This is a genomic window from Orenia marismortui DSM 5156 (genome assembly GCF_000379025.1).
Classification (GTDB): domain Bacteria; phylum Bacillota; class Halanaerobiia; order Halobacteroidales; family Halobacteroidaceae; genus Orenia; species Orenia marismortui.
This window is the reverse complement of the sequence record NZ_KB900623.1, coordinates 262,521-275,338: the sequence shown is the minus strand read 5'-3', so window position 1 is coordinate 275,338 and position 12,818 is coordinate 262,521. Positions and strand designations below refer to the sequence as shown.

Below are 12,818 nucleotides of genomic sequence, written 5' to 3'. Positions count from 1 at the left end.
AATATATAATAAATCAACTGCTATAATATGCATAAATTTAAAATTATTTTTATTCAATATTTATAGTCAGGCTTCCCCTTGCCAAATTATCATTTATATTTATATCTATTTCTTCTAAATTATACTTATCATATAAATAGTTAATATTGCTATTTTTTTGACCTCTAATATTTGACATATCTTTAGAATTAACTACTAATACTAATCTATTAATTTTGTCTACCTTTATCTTTTCTTCAATTTTTTTTAATAATAATCTAGATTCAACTAATTGTCTAAAAGAAGAATGGAACGGACCAGCAACTACTTGTTCATTATTTACCCCTTCTGAAGGTTGTAATCCAATCCTAATTACTTTTATACCTGCCTCTTTAAAATATTGTAATAATAATGAACTGATCTCTACAGCATCTTCTAAGCTTAAGGGAGTATATTTCTTAGCCTTGTATAACTCAGCTAATTCGGTACCTTTGATGACTAACGTAGGATATATTCGAACAAAATCCGGATTCAAGTTAATTATTTCTTTAGCTGTTGCTATATCTGACTCTAAATTACTAGCAGGCAGACCAGGCATGATTTGCAAGCCTAATTTAAAGTCATATTTTCTAATTAAATTAACAGCCTTTATCACATCACTTCGACTATGACCTCTAGTTGACGCTTTTAAAACTTCATCTTTTAAAGATTGAGCCCCTAATTCTATAGCAGTTACACCATATTTTTTTAGCCTTAGTAAAATTTGATTATTTATATAATCAGGTCTAGTAGACAACCTAATTCCGTTAATTCTCCCCTGAACTAATCTCTCTTTTGCAACAGATAACAGTTCTATCTGATACTTAGGATCAACCCCTGTAAAACTACCACCATAAAAGGCAACCTCTATCTTTTTGGCTGTTTTAGGTATTGTAGATAAATAAGAATCGATTTTATGTATAACTTCATCTTGGCTTAACCTAGTTCTAACTCCTGTAATTTCCCTTTGATTACAGAACACACAATCATGGGGGCATCCTAAATGAGGTACAAAAATAGGAATTATATAATTATCCTTAGCCATTTTCTTTGACCTGTTTTGCAATCTTCTTAAGTTTATTAATTTCAGCTTTATTTAAAAATCTATAGGTACCTACTTTTAAGTCCTCATCTAATTCTAAAGGTCCCATCTTAATTCTCTTAAGCTCTAAAACAGGATGCCCAACTGATTTACACATTCTTTTTACTTGATGCTTTCTACCTTCATGAATTTCCAAAGATACAATAGACTTATCATTAAATTCTACAACCAACTCAGCTTTAGCTGGAGCTGTCCAACCATCTGATAATTGAATACCTCTTTCTAAAGCCTTTAATTTAGCATCATTTGGAACTCCTTGAACAGTTGCTAAGTATTTTTTACTTACTTGATGGCTTGGATGAGTTAATCCATAGGCTACTTTGCCATCATTAGTTAATAATAATAATCCTTCTGTATCATAATCTAATCTACCGACTGGATAAATTCTTTGCTTGATATTTATTATATCTAATACTGTCTGTCTACCTTTAGGGTCATCAACAGTTGTAATATAATTTTTCGGTTTATTCAATAATATATAAACTAATTTTTCCTTAGTTATTGCTTCACCATCAACTTCTATATTATCTTTGCTAGGATCAACCTTAGTCCCTAGTTCAGTTACAATCTTATCATTAACCTTAACCCTCCCTGCTTTAATTATTTCCTCACTCTTTCTTCTTGATGCTACTCCTGCCTTTGCCATTACCTTTTGTAATCTTTCCATTAACTATCACCTCAAATAATTTTACTTTCTTTTATTGTATTAATTAACTTTATTCTATAGAATCTATTAGATTTCCTTGTTAAAAATAAATCTGAATTTTTGAGGCTATCATCTTCCAAAATTTATTTATAGATGAATCTCCAACAAATTCATCTGAAATCAAGTCTATTCTATCAAGCAATTCATTATCTTCATTGTATATAGATAATTTTCCCAATTGTTCTCCTTTTATTATTGGAAGACTAATATCTTTCTTAATATCAATTACTTTTTTTATTTTAATGCTACTACCTTTACTTAGTACATAATTAAATTCCTTTGCTGCTATTAATCCCAACTCTTCTTTATTAATATCTAATTTATGAACTAATTCACCTTTATCTATTACTTGAATCTTTTTGTAGTTATTAAAACCATAATTTAATAAAGTTAAAGAGTCAGTCCAAATATCAGCGCTTTTTAAGACTACACTAATTAATTGGTTATTATCTTTAGTAGCTGAAGCCACTAAACACCTTCCAGCAGCACGAGTATATCCGGTCTTAACCCCATCAACTATATCTGACCTTGTTAATAATTTGTTAGTATTATTTAAAATTCGATCCCAACTATGTCCTGGCCATGATATCCTTTTCTTCGGGGTTGATACTACTTGGGCAAAAAATTTATTATGTAAAGCATAACGAGCAATTTGCGCTAAATCATAAGCAGTTGTCAAATGTCCTTCCTTTGGTAATCCATTCGGATTTTTAAAAACAGTATCTAAAGCTCCCACTTCTCTTGCTTTATTATTCATCATCTTAGCAAAATTCTCTACACTTCCACCTATATACTCAGCAATTGCTACTGCTGCATCATTACCAGACTTAATCAATAATCCATAAACTAACTCTCTTAAAGTTAACCTTTCATTTGGACTTAAATATATTGAAGATCCACCTTCATAAGCAGCCTTAGTACTAGCAGTAACCCGGTCTGATAAATTTCCATTTTCAATAGCCAAAATTCCTGTCATTATTTTGGTAGTACTAGCAGGCGCACGCCTTTGATGGATATTCTTCTGGTATAATATCTGCCCTGTCTCTTTATCAATTAAAATTGCTGCTTGAGCTGTTACATGAGGAGCAGCTAAAGCTATTTGATTATTTAATAAAAATAAGAAGAAAGTCAAAAAAATTAAATAACGTTTCATCGCTAACTTCACCTCCATAATATCAAAGGAAAAGTGAAGGTCTCCCTCCACTTGAAATTTATAATGTAATATCCTCATTTTGTTCTTCTTGTTTCTTTACTTTATTTTTTTGTTTATTAAAACCTTTCAATTGTTCTAATAGTTCAGGAGCAAGATTTATTAACCGCTCCACTATAGCATTATTGTTAACTGGTAACAATCTAATTTGCCCCTCTGCTACTACTAAAAAAGCAATAGGTTGCAACATTATACCAGCCCCACTACCACCACCAAAACTAGGTCCTTTTGACTTGTTATCTTCTTTGTCTTTATTAGATTCTTCTTTTAATAAATATTCAGCCCCACCAGCTCCAAAACCAAAATTAACTTTGGAAACAGGAATTATAACACTTCCATCCTTTGTCTCTACTGGATCCCCTACGATTGTATTTACATCTACCATGTTCTTAATATTCTCCATTGCCGTAGACATTAGTGTTTCAATTGGATGGTCAGCCATTTATTTTTAACCTCCTTTTTAGTTGAATAAAACTAACTTTAAGGCCTATAAACATAATATTGCCTAGTTTAAATACAAATATACCTTCAAATTTAGTCTTAAAAGGTATCGGATAATCAAACTCAGGATTAACCTCAAAAAAAGGTCTAGATTTAAATTTCAAGTTATTCTCTATTATCGATATTATAACTCCTTTTATAGACCATAAAAAACCCGTAATAACCCCTGTATAAGCTGGATTAGCAAATCCAAAGTTAGTTTTCCAGGAAAAATATTCACACCTATCAATAATAGAAAGAATATCTTCTGTATTACTTAATCCCTGTTTTATCTCCTTAAAAAAAAGAACTATGTTATTTAAATCTTCGTAATTCTTCTCTCCTCCTTCTAAATCTTCTTTTATCTTTATATCTTTACCTAACTTTCTTTCTAATTCTGCCTGTAGAAATAAAGAACTTATAGAAAACTTTTGATCTATATGTAAAAAAGGCAATTCTAATTTATACTTAAAAAAAGTTATTCTTAGCTTAAAAATCAAATCACCCTTTGTCTGTTCAGCATAAAGCTTAACCTTTAATTTTATTGGCAAAAATAATAAACTTATTACTATTAAGAGGATTAAAATTAATAGAATGATGCAAACCCCCTTTCTAACTTATAGTTATTATCTTCCCCGATGATTGTAATAGTATACCTTAAAAGCTTACATTTCAGATAGATAGTAAGGTAATAATAAATCATAATTAAGTAGCGACAAAAAATAAAGAAGCTCAAGTGTTTAAACACTTGAGCTTCTTTATTTTTTATTCTGATAATTCTTCTGGAATCTCATCTTCATTTAGCTCTGTAAACTCTTGAGCTGGAGGTAATTCATCTAAACTCTCAAGACCCATATACTGCAAAAAGTCAACAGTAGTCCCATAAATAATTGGATTTCCTATGGTATCTTTTCTACCTACTTCAGCTATTAAACCTCTTTTCTGTATAGTTTTTAGAGCTTTTTCTACATTAACACCTCTAATATCTTCAATTTCAGCACGAGTAACCGGTTGCTTATACGCAATAATTGCTAAGGTCTCTAAAGCTGCTTGACTTAATTTATTATTCATTTCAGGTTTATGTAACTCTTTTACAAAAGATTGATAATTAGCTTTAGTCTGTAACTGATATCCTTTGTTAATTTGAATCAACTCTATACCCTTATCATTTCTAGAATACTCTTGTCTAATTAAGTCTATTGCTTGCTTTATCTTTCTTTTATCAACTTCTAGTACTTTTTTTATCTCCTTCATCTTCAAAGGATCTGTTGCCATAAATAATAATGCTTCAATAGCAGCTTTGATCTCTACTTCACTTAGCATTTATCATCACCTCACATCATAAAATGAGATATAGCTATTTTATTGTATCTGTAGATTTATCGCTAGACCTAGATACCGAATAGATTATAATCTCATCGAAATTATCATCTTGCTTAATTTTCACTTCATTTATTTTGATCAACTCTAATAGAGCCATAAAAGTAACTACTATTTCTAATCTTGAAATAATATTAGAGAATAAGTTCATAAAGTTCATTTGACCCTTACTTAAAATTAATCTCTGCATAATATAACCTTGCTGTTCTTTGATTGTAAGCTCTTCTTCTTGTAATTGATTAAGCTTTTTCTTACTTTTATCATCTTCATTTATCTTTTCTTGCTTTTTCTTCCCTCTTTTGATAGCTTTATGAAAAGCAGAGATAAATTTATCAACACTAACTCCCTCTAAAGGATTTGATTTTTCAAATTCTAAATCTACTAATAAAGGGGCCACATTACGAGTATAAGACTGACGTTTTTCATGCTCAAATTCTTTTAATTCAAAAGCTAATTGCTTATATTTTTTGTATTCTAACAGTTTTTCTACTAACTCCTGGCGAGGATCAATCTCTTCTTCTTCATCATCACTCTTCTTTTTAGGTAATAAGGTCTGGGCCTTAATCTCCATTAACTGTGCTGCCATTACTAAAAATTCACTTGCTACATCTAAATCTAGCTTTTTCATGTTAGCTATATATTCCAAATACTGTTTTGTAATCTTTGAAATTGGTATATCATAAATTTCCACTTTATTCTTCTTCAATAGATGCATCAACAGATCAATGGGACCTTGAAAAGCATCTATCTTTACTTCATAGCCCATACTCTCACTCCTCAAATTAGGTCTTAAGAGTTAGATATCAGGTGATTTATTAACACCAAAATCTAAGTTCTTATTCCCACTTCAAATTCATTGCACTACGTACCTCTTCTAATGTTTCTTTAGCTATCTTACGAGCCTTTTGAGCTCCATCGGCTAAAATCTGATCTACTAGTTCAGGATTTTCTTCTAATTCAGCTCTTCTTTGATGAATATCAGTCATATAATCAACAATAGATTCAGTTAATATAGCCTTACAATCCATACATCCTAAACTAGCATTCTTACATCCTTTAGCAACCTCATCAACTCTACCTTTGCTAAAGATCTTATGATAAGAATATACAGAACAAACCTCAGGATTTCCTGGATCCTTTAACCGAATTCTTTGAGGATCAGTTACCATACTTTTAACCTTTCCTTCAATCTCTTCTTTTTTATCAGAAAGATAAATAGCATTACCATAACTCTTACTCATCTTGCGACCATCTAAGCCTAATAACTTAGTAACCTTACCTAGTTTAGCCTCTGGCTCAACAAAGACCTCATCATATAAGTAATTAAACCTCCTAGCAATCTCTCGAGTAATTTCAATATGTGGCAATTGATCTTCGCCAACTGGAACAGCTGTTCCTTTAAAAGCTAAAATATCAGCAGCTTGCAAAACTGGATATTCTAATAGTCCAAAAGGAATTGAATCCTTTACTCCTAATTCTTGAACCTGCTCTTTATAGGTCGGATTTCTTTCTAAACGAGATACAGACACAATCATCGATAATAACAGGTGTAATTCTGCAATCTCTGGAACATGTGATTGAACAAAAATAATACTCTTATCTGGATCAATTCCTGCACTAATCCAATCAATTACTTGCTCTCTTATATTTGTCTGTAACCCTTCAGTTTGATCATACTTAGTTGTTAAAGCATGCCAATCGGCAACCTCAAAGATACAGTTATATTCATCTTGTAGCTTATTCCAATTATCTAGAACACCTATTAAATGTCCTAAATGTAACTTACCAGTAGGACGCATCCCACTTAAAATAGTACCTTTCTTTTCCATCATAATTCCCCCTACATTTTCAAAAATTAATTAAATTTATATAAATTTATCACTTATATACCAACAATATTAAATAATAAATTACGTACAATCATAATAATTGGTCCCAAGATCGAGCCCAAAAATCCACTAAAAGCAAAAAATAATAAGAAAAAGGGACCATAAGCTTCTAAATTACGAATAATATGATCCATACTAGCTGGTAATATTCCCTCTAGTATCTTTGATCCATCTAAAGGAGGTACAGGAATTAAATTAAAAATTGCCAAACCTAAATTTATAGAGATAGCTATTAAAAACAAATAACGAATTATATATGGATTAGCAATTTGAAATAAATATCCAGCAGCAAATTTAAAGATCAATGCAAATACAATAGCTAATAAAACATTAGCTAAAGGGCCTGATAAGCCTACTAACATCATACCTTTCCGTTGATCTTTAAAATATCTAGGGTTAACCTGTACAGGTTTGGCCCAACCAAACCTTCTTGTAATTAATAAAACTAAAGTTCCCATTAGACTTAGGTGAGCCATAGGATTTAAGGTCAACCTTCCAGTCATTTTAGGTGTTGGATCACCTAATAGATCTGCCATCTTACCATGAGCAAATTCATGCATTGACAAAGATAATAATAATATAGGAATTAGCAAAGCAAGCTCTGCTATTTTATTCATATTAGCCATTCCTTTCTGCTATATAGTTCTCTAAAAATTTCTTCTCTTCTTCATAACTATTAATCTTATCATCTAATTTCGCCTTCTTAATCGCCTTTAAAATTTCTGTAAATAAAGGACCAGGTTGAATACCAAACTCAATAATATCATCTCCAGAGATTTTAATATCTATCCACCTCAACTCTTCTAAATATAGTCTAACTTTCTCTCTTAAAGAAAAGTCTTTGATTAAGATTAATACTATATCCTCAATAGCTAATCCTTCTAATAGATAATAAATCTCACTATTGGATTCAACTTTATCTAACTTAGTAATGATATTATCAACCTCTAAGGTATTAAGTAATCGATAAGATATATTATTCTTTAAATTAAAACGCTTATTAAATTCTTTAACATCCTCTTCTTCCAATCCTAAAATTAAGACCATTAAATATAATATCCATTCATCAAAGTTAAAGGATACCTTTAACTCATCTAACCATCTTAATACTTTCTTTATATTATTAGCTAAAGATTCTTTACTTTCATCCCAGCTAATATTTTCAGAAATATAATTTAAGATATTCTCTTCTTGTAATAAATTGATAAATTTAATAGGATATCTGTCCTTTAATCCCAGCTCTAATTTATTAAATAACCTATTATTGCTTAGCTTTTCTATTACATCTAAATCAACTGCTTGTCTAATTAACTCTTTAGTTCTAAGTTCAAATTTAAAGCCATAACGACTTGCAAACCTCAAACCTCTAAAGATCCTAGTCGGATCATCATATAGACTAAAGTTATGTAATAATCTTATAATTCCTGCTTCTAAATCATTTTTTCCATTAAAATAATCGACTAATTGCCCAAAAGATGAGCTATTTAATTGAATAGCTAAGGCATTAATAGAAAAATCTCTTCTAAATAGATCCTGTTGAATTGATCCAGACTCTACTTCTGGCAAGCTAGCAACTTTGGAATAATACTCTACTCTAGTACTTGCTATATCAACTTTTAGATTGTTCTCTAATGAAAGTACAGCAGTTCCAAATTCATGGTATATATCAAGCTCTCCCTTTAATTTTTGGGCAAATCTCCGTGCAAATTCTACACCATCACCCTCTACTACTAAATCTAAATCTAAATTTACTCTCTCTAGTAATAGATCTCTAGGAAAGCCACCAACTATATAGAGCTTAATCTCCATCTGATCTGCTAAATTTCCCGCTTCTTTAAGCAAAGTAATTATTTCTTGGTCAACTAAGTTAAGTTTATCTGTAATATCATATCTCTTTTCTTGCACCTGAACTAAACTTCTACCATATAAATTCTGTTTATTCTTTAAATAATCATCTTTACCATAAAAGAGTTTTAAAAGATCACTCCGACTAACAATCCCAACCAATTCTCCTTGCTCATCTACAACAGGTAATCGTCCAATATCATGATCCACAATTGTATCTTGTACCTCTTTTAGAGATGATTTAGCATTAATACTAACTATATTACTTGACATATAACCCTTTACAGGTGCATGCAATAATCCATGCTTTCTGACTTTGTCTATATCTCTTCTTGAAATTATTCCTTTTATTTCTTCATTATCTAGTACTATCAAACCAGAATAGCCACTTCTTAGCATTATCTCATCAGCTTCTCCCATACTAACATCTGGAGTAACTGTTTTAACCGGTGTAGACATAATATCTTCTACCAAGATGGCAGGCGTTACCTTTTCATTAATTGTACAAATTAATTCTTCTTGATAGTCCATTAAGGATTTATCTTCTTTGACCTTTAATGTGGCAGAAGCTGCTCTATCATGGCCACCTCCACCATAATACTTTAGAATCTCTGCTATATTAATACTATCATTATTACTACGGCCTATAATTAATATCTTATGATCATATTTGACCAAGACAAATAAAGCATCGGCATTATGTAATTCATTGAGTTTATGGGCTAATAAAGAAATATCAGGTATATATTCCTCAGTTTCAGACTGAAAGACATCAATTTTAAAACCTTTAACGCTAATTTGATGTAGGGAATCTAATAATTTATTAAATAACTGGTGCTGTTTTCTATCTAAAGAATATTCAATATACTCTTCTACTATCTCCAAATTAGCACCTTGTTCTAATAAATAAGCTACTGCTTTAGCATCAGCAGAAGTGGTACTTTTATAAACTAAACAGCCAGTATCTTCATAAATTCCCAACGCAAACAAAGTAGCCTCAAAAGAAGTTATTTCTATAGATTTCTGCTTTAATTCATTAACTAATAATGTAGTTGTTGCCCCTACACTCTTAACAATTTCCCGAGCATTCTCTAAATTTTTATTCCTATCTAGATGATGATCATAAATTAAAACATCTATTTCATCTTTCTGTACTAAATTAGAAAAACTACCTACTCGAGAGGCAACTCTAGTATCTACCATAATAACCCTATCAACCTTTGCTTTATCTATATCTCTAGAGTGTTTTATGGTAATTCTATCCTTATATAAAGCCATAAATTTTTTTACATTATTAGTTACTTTACCTGAGAAAACCATAATCGCTTGAGGATATAACTTCTGAACTGCTACCATAGAAGCTAATCCATCAAAATCCGTGCGCTGGTGACTAATTATTATCTCCATTTTTTCTCTCCTTTAAATACTTATCTTTATTAAGATTCAACAATTAGTGCTTATTCTATCAAATGTTATTATAACATATCTAGATGATAAAAAAAAGAAATCAAAACTTCCATCCCTAAGTAGTTAAAGAATATTCTCATCTTAATTCTGATCGAAAAATAAAAAAGGATATTAGTGAGAATTGCAATGCTCACTAATATCCTTTTAACATAGCTTTGATTTCTAGCTTAACTAGAATCATCCTCTATTTTAACATCAATTGGAAGAATGATATGTTCTCCTAAATGATCCCTTAAATCTTCAATCTTATTTATTCGCTTAATAATATCAGCTTTAATCTTATATTTTTTAGTTATAGATTCTATTGTATCACCTTTCTGGACTAAGTAATAACGCTTTTTAGGAATAGGTATCTCTACTATTTGTCCTGCTGATAAATTATTCTTAGCTATTTTAGGATTATATTCTCGTATATTATCTATAAAGAGATTAAATAAATTTGCCAATTCTAAATAGCTTTGATCTCTTTCTAACTGATAGGAAAAAGGTATTATCTCTCTTTTTTTCCCTGAAGAAAAACCTCCTACTCCATCCTCTATGATTTGAGGAGTAATAAAAATAACCAATTCCCTTTTCTCTGTTTCTGTTGTCTTTCTTTGAAAGAGTTTGCCTAAAATAGGTACATCACCTAACAATGGTAACTTGGCTATATCTTCATATTCAGTCTCTTCAATCAACCCTCCAATTGCAATAGTTTCTCCACTCCTTACTTCAACCTTTGTTGAAACTTTTTTAACCCGAGTCTCAGGATATTTAGTTCCTTCAACCTCTATCCAATCAATGAAATTAGTTATTTCTGGTTCTAATTTGATAAATACCTTCTTATCATCTGTAATTTTGGGAGTAATCTTTAAATTTATCCCTATATTTTTAAATTCTACTTCCTTTGAAGTCTGAGTATTGCCATCACTATCTTCTTCCTCTGTAACCTGTACTATCGGTATTTCATCACCAATATTAATATATGCCTCTTCTCCTTCAACGGTAGTTATCTTTGGATTAGCCAATACATTAGCAACCCCAGAACTTTCTAAAGCTCCCAAAGAAAGCTGATAACCAAAATTTAAATTACCTATCTTAAAAGAATCATTTGCTAAATCTCTAGTAGTTCCTACTCCATCATTATCTAGTTCCCATTTAACACCCAAATCCTCTAAGCCACTGTGGGATATCTCTTCAAATCTAACCTGCAAAGAAACCTGTTTCTTAGAATAATCTAAACTAGATATTGCCTGCTCTATGGCTGAAAAATTACTTTCATAAGTTGTAATTATTAAGCTATTAGTCCGCTCATTTATTTTAATAATACCATCAGAGATCAGGTGATCAATATTAGCTTTAATTCTTTCTGGATTAGCATTCTTTAATTTATAAATTTTAGTTTTTTTATTTTCAAAAATTTCTTGCATCTTTGTATTAGGTGCTATAAAAACTGTATTATTTATAATTTTATATCCTAAATTATTAGTCTTCGTTAAGACATCTAATGCTTCTATTAAAGATACATCATCTAAATAAAGTGTAGTCTTACCCTGGATAGCACTATCAGTGGCTATATTGATCTCAGTCATTTCTGCAAGAGTTCTAAAGGCTTCTGTTAATTCCATATCCTTAAAATTGATATTAAGACCATCTATATCAGAAAAAGAATATACTGTAGAATTAAATATAAATACAGTAAATATCAATAACAATATGAGTTCAGTCTTCTTAATTTTATTAATTTAAATCCCCTCCTTACTCAGCAAGTTTAAATTTGAAAGATCTATCTTCTTTCTTAAAAGTAACTTCTCCCTTTAATACTTCAATTAATGTAAATCCATCTAGTCTATCTCCAAGCTTTAGCCTATGATTTTCTCTCTCAAATTCTATATTAATCAATTCTTTATTGGCAACTTTTAATATTCCCTTTAATCTAAAAGGTGGTTTCTTAATCTCTAATCTTCCTTCACCAAGTTTTATCGAATCCTGTGAAGATCTTTGATGAAAATCATCTCTTTTCTCTAGCTTTAGATTAGAGTTAAATGGAGATTTAATTTGTATATCTTCATCTTTTTTCTCAATATCATTCTTTTTCTCAGTTCTTTTTTCTGCTGGTACAATAATTTCTTTAGCCAAAACTTCTTTAAAGTGATTCAAGTCTTCATCTCTTAGCTTCCACTGATTGTGATAATACAAGTAAAAACTAATCACTAATAAAATACTTAGTACTAAAATTATTAATCTCCTCACCTAGTCATCATTCCTTTCCATAGGAAAAACGAGATTAGCAGTTAAATTTATACTTTCTTTATCTTTATTAATTTCTAATTCTTCTGTATTATAGATATATTTAATACTTTTGAAATATTTATATATATCTTTAAAGCTTCCTGCTAACTTGAATTTAATCAACAACTTAGTATTAGCTTTGAGATCAAAATCTATATTATCTACTAGATTAGAACGATTTAGAGTAATTATAAAATTATTAAGATCATTTATCTTTAATAATCTATTATTATTCCTTGCTCTTAGTTTCTCTAATAACTTTTGATATTTTATTTCAGTATCATTTAAATTTAGTAATTCGGCTTTTTTATTATCAAGAACTCTTATTCTTTGAGCAAGTTGAGAGGCTTTCTTCTTCTCTTTAACTTCTAAAGGATGATAGACATAGCGATAAGATATAAATATTAAAAGAATAATAGCTATGAGAACTAAAATTATCTTCTTAAGCAT

The 12,818-nt window shown here is 30.1% G+C and carries 13 protein-coding genes; all 13 read right to left on the bottom strand.

The annotated features are described in order from the left end of the window. Positions 1-49: 49 nt before the first annotated feature. The 13 genes from OREMA_RS0115005 to OREMA_RS0114945 all read right to left on the bottom strand — a co-directional run bounded on the left by OREMA_RS0115005 (position 50) and on the right by OREMA_RS0114945 (position 12,818). Positions 50-1,063 (bottom strand): elongator complex protein 3, encoded by a 1,014-nt coding sequence (locus OREMA_RS0115005; RefSeq protein WP_018250067.1) that lies wholly within the window; start codon positions 1,061-1,063, stop codon positions 50-52. Beyond that, entirely contained in the window at positions 1,056-1,787 is a 732-nt protein-coding gene (locus OREMA_RS0115000) for a pseudouridine synthase (RefSeq protein WP_018250066.1), read from the bottom strand. Before OREMA_RS0115000 ends, OREMA_RS0115005 begins: the two co-directional genes overlap by 8 nt. A 79-nt stretch (positions 1,788-1,866) precedes the next feature. Beyond that, positions 1,867-2,979 carry a D-alanyl-D-alanine carboxypeptidase family protein gene (locus OREMA_RS0114995; protein WP_040657497.1) on the bottom strand — a complete coding sequence of 371 codons (1,113 nt, stop codon included), beginning with the start codon at positions 2,977-2,979 and terminating at the stop codon, positions 1,867-1,869. 58 nt (positions 2,980-3,037) lie between these two features. Further along, complete coding sequence (ytfJ, locus tag OREMA_RS0114990; protein WP_018250064.1) at positions 3,038-3,478, bottom strand: GerW family sporulation protein; 441 nt, start codon at positions 3,476-3,478, stop codon at positions 3,038-3,040. Continuing rightward, a complete protein-coding gene (locus OREMA_RS0114985; RefSeq protein WP_018250063.1) occupies positions 3,471-4,067 on the bottom strand; it encodes a DUF2953 domain-containing protein in 597 nt (198 codons plus the stop codon). Before OREMA_RS0114985 ends, ytfJ begins: the two co-directional genes overlap by 8 nt. Positions 4,068-4,281: 214 nt before the next feature. Next, a complete protein-coding gene (scpB, locus tag OREMA_RS0114980; protein WP_018250062.1) occupies positions 4,282-4,839 on the bottom strand; it encodes an SMC-Scp complex subunit ScpB in 558 nt (185 codons plus the stop codon). A gap of 34 nt (positions 4,840-4,873) precedes the next feature. Beyond that, positions 4,874-5,662: a segregation and condensation protein A gene (locus OREMA_RS0114975; RefSeq protein ID WP_018250061.1), complete on the bottom strand. Its 789-nt coding sequence runs from the start codon at positions 5,660-5,662 to the stop codon at positions 4,874-4,876. A gap of 70 nt (positions 5,663-5,732) precedes the next feature. Further along, positions 5,733-6,725: a tryptophan--tRNA ligase gene (gene trpS, locus OREMA_RS0114970; RefSeq protein WP_018250060.1), complete on the bottom strand. Its 993-nt coding sequence runs from the start codon at positions 6,723-6,725 to the stop codon at positions 5,733-5,735. Between the two features lie 53 nt (positions 6,726-6,778). Beyond that, positions 6,779-7,402, bottom strand: a complete 624-nt coding sequence (locus tag OREMA_RS0114965; protein WP_040657468.1) for a site-2 protease family protein — start codon at positions 7,400-7,402, stop codon at positions 6,779-6,781. Position 7,403: 1 nt separating this feature from the next. After that, complete coding sequence (locus tag OREMA_RS0114960) at positions 7,404-10,037, bottom strand: CBS domain-containing protein (RefSeq protein ID WP_018250058.1); 2,634 nt, start codon at positions 10,035-10,037, stop codon at positions 7,404-7,406. Positions 10,038-10,264: 227 nt separating this feature from the next. After that, entirely contained in the window at positions 10,265-11,791 is a 1,527-nt protein-coding gene (locus OREMA_RS17940) for a LysM peptidoglycan-binding domain-containing protein (protein ID WP_018250057.1), read from the bottom strand. Between the two features lie 43 nt (positions 11,792-11,834). Further along, positions 11,835-12,329, bottom strand: a complete 495-nt coding sequence (locus OREMA_RS0114950; protein WP_018250056.1) for a hypothetical protein — start codon at positions 12,327-12,329, stop codon at positions 11,835-11,837. Then, positions 12,330-12,818 (bottom strand): hypothetical protein, encoded by a 489-nt coding sequence (locus OREMA_RS0114945; protein WP_018250055.1) that lies wholly within the window; start codon positions 12,816-12,818, stop codon positions 12,330-12,332.